Source organism: Nocardia sp. NPDC056100 (assembly GCF_042266325.1).
Taxonomy (GTDB): Bacteria; Actinomycetota; Actinomycetes; order Mycobacteriales; family Mycobacteriaceae; genus Nocardia.
Genome location: NZ_JBHJVY010000007.1, coordinates 198,158 through 214,233 on the forward strand (window position 1 = coordinate 198,158; position 16,076 = coordinate 214,233).

Annotated in this window: 17 protein-coding genes; 7 read left to right on the plus strand and 10 right to left on the minus strand. The window is 67.8% G+C overall.

Going from position 1 to position 16,076, the window contains the following annotated elements:
* Nucleotides 1–78 precede the first annotated feature (78 nt).
* On the plus strand, nt 79–2,568 hold the full coding sequence (locus tag ACFC0O_RS42465; RefSeq protein ID WP_375968008.1) for an ABC transporter permease: 2,490 nt from the start codon (nt 79–81) through the stop codon (nt 2,566–2,568).
* A 54-nt stretch (nt 2,569–2,622) separates the two neighbouring features.
* Here the strand turns inward: ACFC0O_RS42465 and ACFC0O_RS42470 are convergent, their stop codons facing one another.
* Nucleotides 2,623–3,585: an alpha/beta hydrolase family protein gene (locus ACFC0O_RS42470; protein ID WP_375968009.1), complete on the minus strand. Its 963-nt coding sequence runs from the start codon at nt 3,583–3,585 to the stop codon at nt 2,623–2,625.
* A 109-nt stretch (nt 3,586–3,694) separates the two neighbouring features.
* On the opposite strand from ACFC0O_RS42470, the gene ACFC0O_RS42475 reads away from it, so the two are divergent.
* From ACFC0O_RS42475 to ACFC0O_RS42485, 3 genes are all read left to right on the plus strand, one after another.
* Nucleotides 3,695–4,873 carry a winged helix DNA-binding domain-containing protein gene (locus tag ACFC0O_RS42475; protein ID WP_375968010.1) on the plus strand — a complete coding sequence of 393 codons (1,179 nt, stop codon included), beginning with the start codon at nt 3,695–3,697 and terminating at the stop codon, nt 4,871–4,873.
* 189 nt (nt 4,874–5,062) lie between these two features.
* On the plus strand, nt 5,063–5,548 hold the full coding sequence (locus tag ACFC0O_RS42480; RefSeq protein ID WP_375968011.1) for a tellurite resistance TerB family protein: 486 nt from the start codon (nt 5,063–5,065) through the stop codon (nt 5,546–5,548).
* Between the two features lie 83 nt (nt 5,549–5,631).
* Complete coding sequence (locus ACFC0O_RS42485) at nt 5,632–5,811, plus strand: hypothetical protein (protein ID WP_364643394.1); 180 nt, start codon at nt 5,632–5,634, stop codon at nt 5,809–5,811.
* 59 nt (nt 5,812–5,870) lie between these two features.
* On the opposite strand, the gene nadC is transcribed toward ACFC0O_RS42485, so the two are convergent.
* The 3 genes from nadC to nadA are packed head-to-tail and all read right to left on the minus strand — an operon-like array spanning nt 5,871 to nt 9,456.
* Complete coding sequence (gene nadC / locus ACFC0O_RS42490) at nt 5,871–6,731, minus strand: carboxylating nicotinate-nucleotide diphosphorylase (protein ID WP_375968012.1); 861 nt, start codon at nt 6,729–6,731, stop codon at nt 5,871–5,873.
* Nucleotides 6,728–8,383, minus strand: a complete 1,656-nt coding sequence (locus ACFC0O_RS42495) for an L-aspartate oxidase (protein WP_375968013.1) — start codon at nt 8,381–8,383, stop codon at nt 6,728–6,730. Before ACFC0O_RS42495 ends, nadC begins: the two co-directional genes overlap by 4 nt.
* Before the next feature lie 35 nt (nt 8,384–8,418).
* On the minus strand, nt 8,419–9,456 hold the full coding sequence (gene nadA, locus ACFC0O_RS42500) for a quinolinate synthase NadA (RefSeq protein ID WP_364643403.1): 1,038 nt from the start codon (nt 9,454–9,456) through the stop codon (nt 8,419–8,421).
* A gap of 77 nt (nt 9,457–9,533) precedes the next feature.
* Between nadA and ACFC0O_RS42505 the strand changes: the two genes are divergently transcribed.
* A complete protein-coding gene (locus ACFC0O_RS42505) occupies nt 9,534–10,283 on the plus strand; it encodes an NUDIX domain-containing protein (RefSeq protein ID WP_364643405.1) in 750 nt (249 codons plus the stop codon).
* On the opposite strand, the gene ACFC0O_RS42510 is transcribed toward ACFC0O_RS42505, so the two are convergent.
* The gene (locus ACFC0O_RS42510; protein WP_375968014.1) at nt 10,280–11,212 is read right to left on the minus strand and encodes a MerR family transcriptional regulator; all 933 of its coding nucleotides are present in this window, start codon (nt 11,210–11,212) and stop codon (nt 10,280–10,282) included. The two genes, ACFC0O_RS42505 and ACFC0O_RS42510, sit on opposite strands and share 4 nt — an antisense overlap.
* Nucleotides 11,213–11,256: 44 nt before the next feature.
* Between ACFC0O_RS42510 and acpM the strand changes: the two genes are divergently transcribed.
* The gene (gene acpM, locus ACFC0O_RS42515; protein ID WP_375968015.1) at nt 11,257–11,529 is read left to right on the plus strand and encodes a meromycolate extension acyl carrier protein AcpM; all 273 of its coding nucleotides are present in this window, start codon (nt 11,257–11,259) and stop codon (nt 11,527–11,529) included.
* Between the two features lie 14 nt (nt 11,530–11,543).
* On the opposite strand, the gene ACFC0O_RS42520 is transcribed toward acpM, so the two are convergent.
* Nucleotides 11,544–12,176 carry a TetR family transcriptional regulator gene (locus ACFC0O_RS42520; RefSeq protein WP_375968016.1) on the minus strand — a complete coding sequence of 211 codons (633 nt, stop codon included), beginning with the start codon at nt 12,174–12,176 and terminating at the stop codon, nt 11,544–11,546.
* A gap of 67 nt (nt 12,177–12,243) precedes the next feature.
* On the opposite strand from ACFC0O_RS42520, the gene ACFC0O_RS42525 reads away from it, so the two are divergent.
* The gene (locus ACFC0O_RS42525) at nt 12,244–13,671 is read left to right on the plus strand and encodes an FAD-dependent monooxygenase (protein WP_375968017.1); all 1,428 of its coding nucleotides are present in this window, start codon (nt 12,244–12,246) and stop codon (nt 13,669–13,671) included.
* Between the two features lie 5 nt (nt 13,672–13,676).
* Here the strand turns inward: ACFC0O_RS42525 and ACFC0O_RS42530 are convergent, their stop codons facing one another.
* The 4 genes from ACFC0O_RS42530 to bioB form a co-directional block, all read right to left on the minus strand.
* The gene (locus tag ACFC0O_RS42530; protein ID WP_375968018.1) at nt 13,677–13,853 is read right to left on the minus strand and encodes a hypothetical protein; all 177 of its coding nucleotides are present in this window, start codon (nt 13,851–13,853) and stop codon (nt 13,677–13,679) included.
* 91 nt (nt 13,854–13,944) lie between these two features.
* A complete protein-coding gene (locus tag ACFC0O_RS42535) occupies nt 13,945–14,625 on the minus strand; it encodes a DUF2567 domain-containing protein (protein WP_375968019.1) in 681 nt (226 codons plus the stop codon).
* Nucleotides 14,626–14,660: 35 nt separating this feature from the next.
* Nucleotides 14,661–14,876, minus strand: a complete 216-nt coding sequence (locus tag ACFC0O_RS42540) for a hypothetical protein (protein WP_364644195.1) — start codon at nt 14,874–14,876, stop codon at nt 14,661–14,663.
* A 76-nt stretch (nt 14,877–14,952) separates the two neighbouring features.
* Nucleotides 14,953–15,990: a biotin synthase BioB gene (gene bioB / locus ACFC0O_RS42545; RefSeq protein ID WP_375968020.1), complete on the minus strand. Its 1,038-nt coding sequence runs from the start codon at nt 15,988–15,990 to the stop codon at nt 14,953–14,955.
* Nucleotides 15,991–16,076 lie beyond the last annotated feature (86 nt).

Genomic DNA, 16,076 nt, shown 5'->3' on the forward strand with positions numbered 1-16,076 from the left:
GTGGTCCGTATCGGGTTCGTCTGGGACGGTTGTCCGGATTTCATGGACAGCACGGACCGGCGGTCATAGCCTCGGTCCATGATCGCGCTGCTGGATCGGTTGCGGCTGCTCACCATTCGTGAGTTCGCCACCCACTGGGGCCGGACGGTGGCCTCGGTCGTCGTCATGGCGGTGTCCTCGGCGTTCCTGGTGGCGGTGATCGGTATCTCCGGTTCGCTCACCGGATCCATCGCGCAACTGTCATCGGGTGTGGCGGGCAATGCGGCGCTGGAGATCTCGGGCGTCACCGATGCCGGATTCCCGCAGCAGGTGCGCGCGGATGTCGCGGCGGTCCCGGGCGTCACCGCGGCGGTGCCGATGCTGCGCGCGAGTGTGGGACCGGACGACGACCGGCTCCTGCTGCTCGGCGTGGACGCCTCCACCGCCGCGCTGGACAGCGAACTGAAGGATTCGGTCGGAAGTGCGCAGACGGCAGCGCTACTGAGCGTGCCCAATGGCGTCCTGGCCGGACCCGGTGCCGGATTCACCAAAGGCGATGTGATCACCCTGCGTTCGGGCACGGTGACCGTCGCGGCCGTCCTGTCCGGTAAGGAGCAGTCCCGGCTCAATGGCGGCCACTATCTGATCGCACCGCTCCCCCTGGCCCAGCGCGTCACCGGCCGCCCCGGACAGCTGGATTCCATCCTGATCGTCACCGCACCGGACGCCGATGCCGCACAGGTGAATTCGGCGGTCACCAACGCCGTCGCGGGGCGCGCGCTGGTGGGCACGCCCAGCCTGCGCGCCGCGCAGACCAGCAGCGGTGTCGTCATGCTGCGTTTCATCGCGGCCATGGGCGCGGCCATCGCGTTCGTGGTGTCGGCGTTCCTGATCTACAACACCATCAGCATGGCGCTGGCCGGGCGGCGGCCGGTGATCTCCATGCTGCGGGCCATCGGCGGCCGCAAACAGACCATCGTGCGCGATGTGCTGGCCGAGGCCGCGGTGCTCGGCCTGGTGGGCGGGCTGCTCGGCGCGGGTCTCGGAGTCCTCATGGGGCGCTATGCCATCGGCCTGCTGCCGGGCGCATTCAGTCAGATGATGGAGGCGCGGCTGGAATACCTGTTGCCCTGGTACGCGATTCCGGCCGCGGTGCTGGCGGCCGTGCTCACCAATCTGGCGGCGACCGCGGTCGCGGCCCGGCAGGTGTACCGGGTGTCGCCGGTGGAAGCGCTGGCCCCGGTGGGGGTGTCGCAGGCCGATGCGGTGCCGCTGCGGGTGCGGCTGCTCGCGGGTGCGCTGGCGGCCGGATTGGCGGTGGTGACGGTACTGGTCGTGCGCGCGCACCTCGGTCTTTTCGCCGCTGCCGCACTGGGTTCCGCGCTGGGCGCGGAGATCGCGCTGGCGTTCGCCTGCACCGGTCCGATCGTATGGCTGACCGGTGCGACGGCGCGGCGGCTGGGGTCCGCGGGCGTGCTGGCCGGGGTGAATATCGATCGCGCGCCGCGCCGGGTGTGGGCCACGCTCATGACGGTCACCATCGCGGTGGCCATGACCATCACGATCACCGGATCGAACGCGGACGCGGTGCGCTCGGCGCGCGATACCTTCGCCTCCATCGCCGATAACGATGTGTGGGTGAGCGTGACCGCCGAGGATATGGTGCCCACACCGCTGCTGCCGGACGGACTGGCCGACAAGGTCGCCGCCGTACCCGGGGTCGGACGAGTCACCCAGGGGCAGTTGGCCTTCGCATCCTTCGGCGGGACCAAGGCGCTGGTCTACGGGGTCGATCCGGACAGCAATTTCGCCATGGCGCGCGCACTCGACACTCCGACCCGGCAGCGACTGCTCACCGGCGAGGGAGTCGTGCTGTCCCGGGATCTGGCTCGCGCACTGGGGGTTTCGGCCGGTGACGAGTTGACGGTGCAGACGCCCAGCGGGGAGCGGCGCACGCGGGTGCTGGCGTCGGTGTCGTACTTCTCGGCGCTGAGCGGTACGGCGTCGATGAGTCTGACGCTGATGCGGGAGTGGTTCGATCGCCCGGGCGCGACCACCCTGCAGATCGATGCCGCGCCGGGCGTGAACAAGGCGCGATTGCTCACGGCCATAAGGCAGGTCGTGCCGCCCGAACTACACGTCTACACCGGCGCGGCGGCGCTGGACGGTGTCAGCCGGGCCATGGAGCAGGGTCTCGTGCTGTCCCGGATCATGCTGGTCATCGTGGCGTTCATCGCCGCGATGGCGCTGCTCAACACCCTCACGCTGGCGCTGCTGGAGCGCCGCCGCGAATTGGGGATTCTGCGCGCGGTCGGGTCGAGCAGGCGGTTCGCGTTGCGCATGGTGCTGGCCGAGGCCGCGGGCATCGGACTGATCGGCGCGGCGCTGGGCGTGCTGTTCGGTTTGGCCAACCAGTACCTGTATTCGCTGCTGGCCACCGACATCATGGGTCTGGACGTGCACTTCCGGCCCGGGCCGCCGCTGCTCGTATTCACCGTCGCCGCATTGGCTTTGAGCCTCCTCGGCTCCATTCCGCCCGCCGTCCGCGCGGCCCGGCTCAATATCGTCGACGCCGTCAGCGCCGACTGATACCGAAGCGGGTAGCGCACGCCCATATCGTGCGGTACCGATCAGCGCGCGAATTCAGGCGGCGCACTTGGCATTCGGCGGGGCGGGCGGGGCGGTGTTGACACCGTTGGCGATATCGACGATGTAGTCGCTGCCCCACGGCTCGGAGTTCGCGAGCAATCGTTCGACCACACAACCGGATTCGAAGAAGACCGGGCCGAGACCGTGCTCGCCCGGCACCACCGCACCGCCCAGATCGCGGCCGCTGAGCACGGTGTACATCGATACCGGCTTCCCGGCGGCCAGGAGCGCGGCCCGCATCTCCAGTCCGGAGCTGTACGGCACCAGTGGATCCGCGGTGCCGTGCAACAGGATTGCCCGGCGCACCCCGATCCGCCCGGCCAGCAGGGACGGTGAGCGCGCGGCGTACGCGGCCGGACAGGTCAGCGGTCCGCAGCCGCCCGCATCGCGTTCGATCTCCGGTCGCAGCGCCGGACCCGCGAGCGGGGCCTCGTACCAGGAGATGAAATCGCTTGCCTGGCCGAAGGTGTCGACCCAGTAGTCATAGGTGCCCGGCGGCGCGTACGCGGCGGCGAGGCCGCTGGTCAATCCGCCCTGGCTCCACCCCCACAGCACGGTGCGGCCGATGCCCGGATGCTCACCCCGATACCACTGGGTGGCGGCGACGATGTCCTGCCAGCCCGCCCACACATTCCATTCCCCGGTGCGCCAGCGGCCATCCGCCGAGCGCTGATCCATGGTCAGCAGCGCGGCTCCGGTGTGCTGTGCGATCGAGGCCATGTACTCGGGGAAGTCGGCGGCGCTGCCCGCGTGCCCGTGCACCGCGACGATCAGATCCCGGATCTCACCGTCTGGTTCGTAGACCCGCCCGGTGGCCGGTTCGCCCTCCACGGTGAGCGTCACATCGCGCACCCGCACCGAGGTTTCCGCGGCGGCCTCCGGTAATCCGGCCACCATCGCGCCCAGCATCGCGAGCACCACACCGCCGACCAGCCACCGCCGATTCCGACCACCCATCGCGGAATCATCGCACGTCACGGCCGCCGAACCGGGCAGCCCGGCCCCGGTGTCCGGACACCGGGGCCGAGATAACTCGAATGTCGCACCCGGCGGCTAGGATTCGCCCATGCGTTCGATGAGTGTTGCGGAGCGGCGGGCTCGAGTCGGGGTGCGGCATCGGCTGGCCACGGCCGAGCGGGCCGACGATGTGAACGAGATCGTGCGATCGCTGGTGGTGCTGCACGCCACCGATCCGGCCACGGTGTTCCTCTCGATCGCCGCGCGCAGCCGAGTGCTAGAGCCCGGGCATGTGGAGAAGGCGCTGTACGAGGATCGGACGCTGCTGCGCATGCTGGCCATGCGGCGCACCATGTTCGTCGCACCGCTCGAACTGGTTCCCGCGCTCCAGGGTTCGTGCGCGGACGCGCTCGCGCACAAGCAGCGCAAGACCTACGGGCGGCTCATCGATCAGGCCGGGGTGATCGAGGGCGATATCTCCTCCTGGCTCGCCGAGGTGGAAGCCGAAACCCATCAGGCGCTGCTCACCGCCGGTGCCGCCACCGGCGCGCAATTGAGCAAGCTGGTGCCGCGCCTGCGCACCCAGATCGACGCGGCCCCGGGTAAGTCGTATTCCAAGCCGACCAGCATCACCACCTGGATTCTGGTGGTGCTCGGCGCGGAGGGCCGCATCGTGCGCGGACGGCCCAATGGCAGTTGGAGCAGCAGCCAGTACACCTGGGCCCCCATCGAATCCTGGCTGCCCGCGGGCATACCGGAACTCTCCGCCGAGCAGGCCCGCGTCGAGCTGGTGCGAAAGTGGCTGTACGCCTTCGGCCCCGCCCCGGTGAGCGATATCAAATGGTGGACGGGCTGGACGCTGGGCGAGGTCCGCAAGACCCTCGCGCACATCGATACGGTCGAGGTCGATCTGGACGGCGTGACCGGACTGGTGCTGGCCGACGATGTGGACCCGGTGCCCGCCCCGGACCCCTGGGTGGCCCTGCTGCCCGCCCTCGACCCCACCCCGATGGGCTGGCAGGCCCGCGACTGGTACCTGGGCTCGCACGGCCCGGCCCTGTTCGACCGCAATGGCAATGTCGGCCCGACCATCTGGTCCGATGGCCGCATCGTCGGCGGCTGGGCACAGCGCCCCGACGGCGAAATAGTCTGGCGCCTACTGGAAGACATCGGCACCGAGGCCGAGGCCCGCATCGAAGCCGAAGCCGCCCGCATGACCACCTGGTACGGCGAAGTCCGCCCCATCCCCCGCTTCCGCACACCTGTGGAACGCGAACTCACCTCCTGAGGGGCCCGTCGAATCGCGTACGGCCGGAATCGTTCTCACTCCCCGGCAATCAGCGGATGCTGGGCGTTCGCACAGGAATTTCCTAGACTTCACCAGGTCGCCGACTGTTAGGGTCTGTTCGTACATCCGCACAGTCCGGGCATCGACACGGGGGTCCGCGAGTCCGGGGAGATCATTTCGGAGTGTGTCATGACTTTCCTGCATCGCGTCGATGCCCAGCCGATCTCGATTCCCCGGTTGCCGGAGCACACCGCACAGTGGCGGGAGCAGCTGCTCGCACAGCGAAACGAGTTGCGCGGCGGCCCTTTCCGGGACGCGATCGTGGCGGTCTGCGCCCTGATCACCGCGGCCGATGGCGGTATCGATCCCGAACATCGCGCGCGGGTGGCGCACCTGCTCGGCGCGGATCCCGCGCTCCGGCATTTTCCGGCCGATGAGCTGCGAAATCTCTTCGAGGACAACTGCTCCCGCATGAGTATGGATCCGGCGTTCGGCCGCGCCAGCGTACTGGCGCAGATCGCCGAATGCACCGGCGATCCGGAACAGGCGCGCGCCGTGGTCCGGTTGGGCATCATGATCGCCGCCGCCGATCGCGGGCTCGATGCCCACGAGGTTGCCGCTGTCCGGGAGGCTTGTCAGGTACTGCACCTGGAAACACTCGAATTCGGGGTGTAAAGACTGCTGGATACGCCTTTACATCGCTCGGTAAATATCGCACCCTTGGTGAGTTTGGATTCCGAGCGAGGAGTGCACGCTGCATGGCGATCCAAGGTTTTCTGAATATTTTCTTCGATACCGTTCACCCCAATAGGGGCTGGCGGTACTGCATGATGTGCGAGGGCAAGGGCGATTACGGCCTGGTCAACGACTCGGTGCAGTGGTGTTCGGTATGCGGCGGAACCGGCTGGCTAGCCGACGCGCCGCAATACCGCCGCTGAACCCGCAGCGAAATTCCCAGTTAAATTCCGGAATTTCGGACTTTTCGGGAAAAGCGGAATTACATATCCAAACCCAGGTCCAAAACTCGGACCGAGTGGGTCAATGCGCCGACCGATAGATAATCGACACCGGTGCCCGCGTATTCCGCCGCGACATCCAGGGACAGGCCGCCCGAGGATTCCAGCTTGGTCCCCGGCGAGCGGTTGTTGCGGCGTTGTACCGCGGCCTGGGTAGCCCAGAGCGGGAAGTTGTCCAGCAGCACCAGCTGGACGTCTTCGTCGAGGATGGCATCGAGCTGGTCGAGGCTGTCCACCTCGATCTCGCACTCGATGTCCGGGTTCACCTCGCGCACCGCGCGCAGTGCCGCGACCACCGAACCGGCCGCCACCACGTGATTGTCCTTGATGAGCGCGGCATCGCCCAGACCCATGCGGTGATTCACGCCGCCGCCGGTGCGCACCGCGTACTTCTGCAGGGCTCGCAAACCCGGCAAAGTCTTGCGGCTGTCCCGGATTCGGCAGTCGGTGCCCGCGACCGCGTCCACCCACGCCGACGTCGCGGTGGCGATTCCGGACAGATGGCACACCAGATTCAGCATGGTGCGCTCGGCGGTAAGCAGGCCGCGCGTCGGCGCGACCACGCTCAGCACGGCGTCACCGGGCGGCACCCGGGTGCCGTCGGCGACGCGGGCGGTGACCTCGTACTCGCCCGCGCCGATCACCTCGTCCAGCACCAGCAGCCCGACATCGAGTCCGGCGATGGTGCCGGGCTGACGCGAGGCCATGGTCGCCTTGGCCACCGCGTCGGCGGGAACCGTTGCGGCCGTGGTGATATCGGGGCCGTAGCGCAGGTCCTCCTCCAGCGCCCGGCGAATGAGCGCGATCACCTCATCGCGATCCAGTCCGGCGTCGAGAGTCATTGCGGCACTCCTTCTTCAGTGCGTGAAGCGTCGTGATGCCAGGTCGGCACCATTTCCGAGCCATCGGTGATCAACTGCGGGCGGCCGTCGGAGCCGAGTCGCACCGCGGTACTGCGGTGCAGCTCCTCGCGCGGTTCCGGATAGTCCGAACGGGTATGGCAGCCACGGCTTTCGGTGCGCGCGGAGGCGGTCAGCAAGAACGCGCGGGCGGTCAGGGTGAGTGCGGAGTCCTCCAGATCGCGAATCACCGCGGCCGGATCATCGGCGCGCACGTCATCGCTCTCATCGGCTTCACCACCGGTGATCAGCCCGACCAGCCGCAGCACCGCACCGCGCAGGCCGTCACCGTCGCGGACGACCCCGGCGTGCTCGGTCATCAACTCCTGCAACAGTTTGCGATCCGCACGCGGGAGCGCGGCCACCCCGGCGAACCGCTGTTCGGCGGGAATGAGCTCGGCCCGGCCGAGTCGTTCCGCCGCCGCGACGCCGACGCGCCCGCCGACCACCAAACCCTCGAGCAGGCTGTTGGAGGCCAGGCGATTCGCGCCGTGCAGTCCGGTGCGTGCGACCTCACCGGCCGCGTACAACCCGGGAACCGCTGTGCGCCCGTGGGTATCGGTCACCACGCCACCGCACTGGTAGTGCGCGGCCGGTGCCACCGGAATGAGATCGACCCGCGGATCGATCCCGGCCGCGGCACAGGACGCGGTGATGGTCGGGAACCGTTCCGGGAATCCCTCGATGGCGCGCGCGTCGAGGAAGACGTGATCGGTGCCGAGTTCGCGCATACGCGCGGCGATGGCCCGCGACACCACATCGCGCGGTGCGAGATCACCGCGCGGATGCACCCCCGCGGTCACCGAATTCCCTTGGGAATCCACCAGAATCGCGCCTTCGCCGCGTACCGCCTCGCTGATCAGCGGCCGCCGCCCCACCCCGCCCGGGGTGAACAGCACGGTGGGATGGAATTGCAGGAACTCCAGATCCGCCACCGCCGCCCCGGCACGCAAGGCCAGCGCGATACCGTCCGCGGTCGCCCCGGGCGGATTGGTGCTGCACGCGTAGAGCTGCCCCAATCCGCCGGTGGCCAGCAGTACGGCGGGTGCGTGCACGATGCCGAAACCCTTGTCCGACACCGCGATCACACCGCGCACCCCATCGGGTCCGGTCACGATCTCGACGACGGCCGCACCGAACAGCACCGGCAGTCCGGCCGCGTTCAGCGCCCGCTGCACCTCGGCCCCGGTGGCGTCACCGCCGGCGTGAATGATGCGACGCGTGCTGTGCCCGCCTTCGCGGGTGCGCGCGACCTCGCCATCGCGGCCGTGATCGAAAACGGCTCCGAGGTCGGTGAGCGCGGCGACCGCTTCGACGCCGCCCTCGACGATCGAGCGCACCGCCTCGGGATCGCACAGTCCGGCCCCGGCCACCACGGTGTCGTGTACATGCGAGGCGACCGAATCCCCGTGCGGCGCGACCACGGCGATACCGCCCTGGGCGTACTGCGTGGAGGTGTCGGTGGCCCCGCCCTTGCTGAGCGTGAGGACGCGCAGTCCGCGCAGTGAGGCGGTGCGCGCCGCGGTCAAACCCGCGACGCCACCACCCACCACGATCAGATCCGCTTCGGCCTCCCACGTGAGGGAAATACTCACGGCTTCACCCTTTCCGGCGAACGACCGAGCCCGTGCTATTCCCCGCCGCCCGGATTGCCGATCTCGATCATGCGCTGCACCGAATTCCGCGCCAGGGCAGCGGTTTCCAGGTCCACGTGCACCTCGTCGCGGTTCTCCACCAGGCAGCGCAGCAGCGCGGCCGGGGTGATCATCTTCATGTACTGGCAGGACGCGCGATCGTTGACCGGCTGGAAGTCGATGCCGGGTGCGGCCTTTCGCAGCTGATGCAGCATGCCGACCTCGGTGGCCACCAGCACCTGATTCGACTTGGCCGCCTTGGCGGCGTCGATCATGCCGCCGGTGGACAGGATGTGCACCCGGTCGGCCGGGAACTCGCCCGCGCCAGCCAGGTAGAGAGCCGAAGTGGCGCAACCGCATTCGGGGTGCACGAACAGTTCCGCGTCCGGGTGGCTCTTGGCCTGTGCGTTGAGCTCATCGCCGTTGATGCCGGCGTGCACGTGGCATTCGCCCATCCAGATGTGCATGTTCTCGCGGCCGGTGATGCGCTTGACGTGCGCGCCCAGGAACTGGTCCGGCAGGAAGAGCACCTCGCGGTCCGGGTCGATGGAGGCGACCACGTCGACGGCATTGGAGGAGGTGCAGCAGATATCGGTGAGCGCCTTCACCGCGGCCGTGGTGTTCACGTACGAGACCACAACGGCGTCGGGGTGCTCGGCCTTCCATTCGCGCAGATCATCGGCGGTGATGGAGTCCGCGAGCGAACATCCGGCCCGCTGATCCGGGATCAGCACGGTCTTGGTCGGGCTGAGGATCTTGGCGGTCTCGGCCATGAAGTGCACACCGCAGAACACGATGGTGTCCTCGGGCGCCTCGGCGGCGATCCGGGAGAGCGCGAGCGAATCGCCCACATGATCGGCGATGTCCTGGATCTCGGGCAGCTGATAGTTGTGCGCCAGGATCGTCGCATTGCGCTCGCGCGCCAGCCGCTTGATCTCCGACGCCCACTCCGGGGTGGCGTTGACGCCGGTGAATCCCGCGGGCCCATCCACAATGCGCTCGGTGAGCGCCAACGTCGCACCTAGTGCAGCCATCTCCTGGCTCCTTCTCTCATGCGGCCGGCCACATCGCCGATTCGCATACAACCGGTTTTCGACTTAGAATCGAAAACGTGCCCCATCGTAGCACCATCCACGAAACGCTCACCGCGGTGTTCCAGGTTCGTCGCTTCCCGGACACCAACACCGCAGGTGAGAGCAATTCCACCCCCGTCGGAGACCGTTGCCCGCCCGGACAGCACACCGAACTCGCGGTCCTGCTGTGGGAACGCGCCCTGGACCCGGCGATCGGCACCTGGTCAACCCCCGGCGGACGGCTACGCGATGGCGAGGATCTGAACACCTCGGCCGCGCGCCAGCTCGCCGAGAAAGTGGATGTGCGCGAATTGACGCATCTGGAACAGCTTTCGGTCTTCAGCGATCCGGATCGGGTGCCCGGCGATCGCCGTATCGCCTCGGCCTATCTCGGCCTGGTCCCGCTGACCGCGGATCCGCAGCTACCCCCGGACACCCGCTGGCATCCGGTGTCGAATCTGCCGGATATGTCCTTCGACCACGGCATCGTGGTGGAGCACGCCCGCACTCGGCTGGCGGCGAAACTCTCCTACACCAATATCGCCTTCGCCCTCGCGCCCGAACGCTTCACCATGTCGACTCTGCGCGAAATCTATTGCGCCGCACTCGGATATGACGTGGACACCACCAACCTGCAACGGGTGCTGACCCGCCGCGGCGTCATCACTCCCACCGGCGCGACCGCCTCCCCCGGCCGCGCGGGCGGCCGCCCGGCGGCGCTCTACCGTTTCGCCGACTCCGAAATCCGGGTCACCGACGAATTCGCGGCCTTCCGCCCGCCGAGCTAATTCACCGCACTATCGGCCGAATACGCGAGCGCGTCATACACCCACCGATGCGCTCGCCCGACGGTGATGCGCGGTCCGAGCAGCCGTTCGGTCAGCGCCCAGTAGCGATCGATGCGCCGATCGGTATCGGGGCCATCGATCAGCAGCCGCGCGCGGAAACGCGGGGAATCCCGCTCACCGCGCGCGGTGGCGTGCGCACCGACGAATCGGTCCAGCTCACGGCCGCCGCGCGGTGCCACCCCGCTCGAAATCAGCGGCACCACATCGGTCATCACCGCGCCCACCGCGGCATACAGCTCCGGCCCATCGCGGACCGTTTCCGGGCGCGTCCGCCAGAGTTGTTGTCGCACAGCGCCGTGCAGTCCGGAGTCGGTGATCAGCGCGGCCAGCTCGGCATAGGCGACGATTTCGTCCACGGTCGGATCGGCGGGCGGCTCCGGGACATTCCAGCCGATGAAGACATCGACCTCGGCCCGGGGTATCGGCGCGAGGACACCGCGCCAGAATCGCACCAGACCCTCATGTGCCGCATCGGCATCCGAGACCGCGGCCAGCAATGTGAGCCGCTCATCGCGCCGCACCGGGCCGTCCGAGTCGAGCGCCCGCAATGCCGCCCGGCGCCAGGCGAGGGCTCTGAATTCAGCGTCCAGCCGCGCGGTTTCGGCCGCGACGGCCTCATTGATCGACCATTTCCCGTGCAGCACATCGGTAATCGACTCCAGTCCGAGCCCGAGCGCACGCAGTCGCCGCACCAGCAGCAATCGTTCGACAGCGGTCTCGGCGTCGAACATCCGGTGCCCGCCCGCGCTGCGCCGCGACTCCAGAATGCCCTCATCGCAATAGAACCGGATCGTCCGCACGGCAATCCCGGTGGCGCGCGCCAACTCTCCGATGCTGACGGGTGCGCCGTCCCGTGTGTCATCAGTCACAACCGCTTGAACCTCCACCCCACTGGAGCTCCTAGCGTAATCGCATGGCTATCACGCAAGCGGAAATCGTCGCCGGTATCGCGGAAATCATCGAGGAGGTGACCGGGATCGAAGCATCCGAGGTGACCATCGAGAAATCCTTCTCGGAGGATCTCGAGATCGATTCGCTGTCCCTGGTGGAGATCGCGGTCCAGCTCGAGGACAAGTACGACGTCAAAATCCCCGATGAGGATCTGGCGAGCCTGCGCACCCTGGGCGATGCGGTCGACTATGTGCAGCGGATGGAGTCGAAAATGCAGGAGAGCCAGGCTAATTGAGGTAACCCGGATGATCAGTGCACGCGCTGCGCGGCCAGACCGTCGCGCAGCAGATCGAACGCCACGTTCGTCGCGTGCACCGCGGCCGGATAGCGGTGGTCGGCGGACTCGCCGTCGACCAGGTGATCGTGATTCATGAAGGCGAGTTCGGTATGGATCACGGTCACCTGGGCCGCGACCAGGCGAGCGGTGAGCGGATCGAAACCGTTCTCGCGCAGGGCTTCCGCGAGGGTGTCCACCGCACGGGCCAGGTAGCTCGTCAGCCGGGCCGCCAAAGACTCCGTGCCCCTGATCAATTGGAGAAAGGCCATGATCTCCGGGGTGTCATTCAATCCGCTGTTCGGATCGCGACGGCTCAGCGCCTCCAATCGCGCCTCCCGCAGGGTATCCAGCGGAGGATGGCCGGGCCGGGCCCGGATCTGCCTGGCCGCCTCGTCCTCATGATCGGCGAACCGTTGCAGGACAAGGTCTTCCTTGGTGGGAAAGTACGCGAAGAGCGTGCGCCGGGAGACCTCCGCCGCCTGCGCGATATCGGTGATGGAGACGTGATCGAAGCCCGATTCCAGGAACATGCGGATCGCCGTGGCGGCGATCGTCTCGCGCAGGCGCAGTTTCTTGCGTTCGCGGATGCCCATCGATTCGGTCATGCGATGACCATACCGTCAAAAGTAGACTGAGTGTATTCTTGCACCAAGTCTACTTTTGGAGATCAACGTGCAGACCGAAGTGATCGTCGTCGGCGCCGGGCCGACCGGATTGATGCTGGCCAATGAACTGAATCTGGCCGGGGTTCAGGTCGTGGTGCTGGAGCAGCAGCGCACGCGCAGTTCACAATCGCGCGCGGGTGGGCTGCAACCGCGCACCGCGGAGGTGCTCGACCTGCGCGGATTCCTCGATCCGTTACTCGAGCAGGCACTGGATCGCGGTAAGTTCGGCGGGCACTTCGCCGGGCTGCCGGTCGAATTGGATTGTCGGCCTTGGCACACCCGGCATCCGTACCCCGTCGCCATCCCGCAGGGGCGATTGGAAGCGTTCCTCGAACAGCGGCTCGTCGAGCGCGGGGTGCCGGTGCTGCGCGGACACGAGGTCTCCGCGATCGAACAGGATGCGGACGGCGTGACGGCCGGGGAAATTCGCGGCGGCTATCTCGTCGCCTGCGATGGCGGGCACAGCGCGGTGCGCAAACTGCTGGGCGTCCCTTTTCCCGGCATCCCGGGACGCATGGCATCGGTGGTCGCGGACCTCACCCTGGCGTCCCGGTCCGAGACCGTCCCGCGCGTGTCCGAACATTTCAGTCGATATCCCAAGTCCGCCAACGGATTCTTCACCGTCCTGCATCCGATCGAGGGCGAGCGGTACCGGTTGATCTTCGGCAGATTCGCCGCCGAGCGACCGGATCGCGAGCTGCCCATCACGCCCGAGGAGGTCCAGGAGGCACTGACCGCCGTGTACGGACCCGAGACGACCCTGGGCGAATTGCTTGCCGCATCCCGATTCAGCGATGCCACCCGGCAGGTCGAGAACTATCGCGAGGGCCGGGTGCTGTTCGCCGGGGACGCGGCGCATATTCACCTGCCGATCGGCGGCCAGGGCGTGAACCTCGGCATCCAGGACGCGGTCAACCTCGGCTGGAAACTCGCTGCGGCAGTGCGGGGTTGGGCACCGGAGGGATTGCTCGACAGCTATCACACCGAACGCCATCCGGTCGCCGCGCGCGTACTGCGCACCACCCGCGCCCAGAGCATGATCATGAATCCGAGCCGGGACGCGGATCTGGCCACCGTCCGCGATCTCTTCACCGATCTGCTGCGGCTGCCGGATACCAATTACTTCGTCTCGGGCATGATGTCGGGCCTGGACATCGACTATCCGGGGGTCGGGCCGCGCATGCTCGATCTCGATCTGACCACCGCCGACGGACCGACCCGGATGAGCCGGCTACTACATTCGGGCCGTGGGCTGCTGCTCAATTTCGATGACGCGCCCCGATCCATCGACCGCTGGTCCGCTCACGTGGATCAGGTTGTCGCCGAGGCCGATCAGGACGCGACCACCGTGCTGATTCGTCCCGACGGTCATATCGCCTGGACCGCGAACGATGAGCGACCCCTCGAATCAGCTCTGGCCCAATGGTTCGGCTGAGCCGATCACCACGCGCGATCGCGATGCTTGGCGGTGCGCTTGTACTTGCGCCCACTCGGAATCGGTTGTGCGGCATTGGATTGCCGGATGGCGTGGCGCTGCCGCCAGGCGGTGAGGTCCGGTCGTTCCGCCGGGGCCTCGGTAGCCTGCGGCGCACGATCGGCGTGCGGTGCGGCTGTCATGGCCGATCCCCCTGCGATGTCGTGAGTTCGACCTCAGGGTAGGGGGATTCGGCCGGATGCTCCAGCGAATTTCAGTGCGCGCGATCCGACCTCAGTGCGCGCGATCGGTATCGGATGGATCGAAGGGCACGACCGGATCGCGGGGTCCGTAACTCGGACCGCCATTGCCGCCCGGACCGCCGTACGGGCCGTAGCTGATGGCGGAACCGTACTGGGCGGGCGCGAAGACCGCCGGATCGCGCGGCTTACCGCCGAACGGCAGGAATTGGCCGCTGCCGAGGTCATCGGAAGTGCTCAGCGCCGTGAGGATGAGTACGACCAGCACCGCGATCAGCGGTTGCATGAGCAGTGCGGGCCAGCCCTCGACGGTCGGGGCGAATTCGACGATGGAGTGCACCGCCGGATGTGCGGGCCGGGTGTGGCGTTGCTCGGCGACGGCCTCACCCACCCAGCGCATGAGCGAGGAGCCCAGTGCCGAACCGGCCAGCAGGCCCAGCAGCATGACCGGGCCGCGAGCGCGCCGCCAGCGCCAGGCGGCGGCGGTGCTCAATACCGCGACGACGACACCGAAGAGCACGAATATGGCGACAGCGTCGAAACGGTGCGTGCTCTCCCCCGTCAGCGCCGCGCCCCGGTCCGGATCGACCACCAGGAGTTGTTCGGCGGGTGCGAGGAAACCCCACAGCACCCCGCCGAGTGCGCTCACCGCGGCGATGGCGGCGAACACCACCGCTGCCGCGCGCGCCTCGCGCATCAGGGTCTCGATACGCATCGACGGCTGCTCGGCAGCGGTGAATGTGGTTGCCACTAGCGGTTTTCCAGGGTGCTGGAATCGAGTACGCCGTGCCGGGAGCATTTGGCCCACCAGCCGTCCGGACTCACCTGCACGATCATGCGGCGGCCGCAGGATTCACAGAACCGCGGCGGTTCCAGGCCCATGGCGGCGGCGGTCGGCACCGGATCGTCCAGACCCGGCACCACTCGCTTGCCCGTGAACGGGTTGTAGCGCTCCTCTATATCCACGACCACCTCAGTGCACCTCAGCCTCAGTGAAGTTCCGGTACCGCTCACGGTACCGGTTTCCCATAACCCGTTTATCTCAGAGGGTTTCGTTGAGCGCCTTGATCGGCATGGAGAGCTCGCCGAGCAGATCGATATCGGCTTCGGCGGGTCGGCCCAGCGTGGTCAGGTAGTTGCCGACGATGACGGCGTTGATGCCGCCCAGGATGCCCTGCTTGGCGCCGAGGTCGCCGAGGGTGATCTCGCGACCGCCCGCGAAACGCAGGATGGTGCGCGGCAGTGCGAGGCGGAACGCGGCGACGGCGCGCAGCGCGTCGGCGGCGGGCAGCACCTCGAGGTCACCGAAGGGGGTGCCCGGGCGCGGGTTGAGGAAGTTCAGCGGCACCTCGTCCGGCTGCAATTCGGCCAGCTGCGAAGCGAATTCGGCACGCTGCTCCAGGGTTTCACCCATACCGAGGATGCCGCCGGAGCACACCTCCATACCGGCCTCGCGCACCATGCGCAGGGTGTCGTAGCGCTCCTCGTAGGAGTGCGTGGTCACCACGTTCGGGAAGTGCGATTTGGCGGTCTCGAGATTGTGGTTGTAGCGGTGCACGCCCATGGCGGCGAGCTGATCGACCTGCTCCTGGTTCAGCATGCCGAGCGAGCAGGCGACCTGGATGTCGACCTCGTTGCGGATGGCCTCGACGCCCGCGGCGACCTGCGCCATGAGGCGGGCGTCCGGGCCGCGGACCGCCGCCACGATGCAGAATTCGGTCGCGCCGGTCTTGGCGGTCTGCTTGGCGGCCTCGACCAGGCTGGGGATATCGAGCCAGGCGGCGCGCACGGGCGACTGGAAAAGCCCGGACTGCGAACAGAAGTGGCAGTCCTCGGGGCAGCCGCCGGTCTTGAGCGAGATGATGCCCTCGACCTCGACCTCGGGACCGCACCACTTCATGCGCACCTCGTGCGCGAGGGCGAGGGTTTCCTCGAGTCGGTCGTCACCGAGCCGCAGCACCTCGACGGTCTGCTCCTGGGTGAGACCGATGCCGCGCTCGAGCACCTGCTCGCGGGCGATGGTCAGAATGTCCTCACCTGCCGTGCTGTCGGCTTCGGTGCGGACGGCTGCCTGGGTCATGCGCGCGAATCCCTTCGTCCGGCCGGGTGTGGCCGAGCAACTTGAACGGTGTTCAGGGTAGGCTAGCAGTCCGGAGAGTGAGCCGG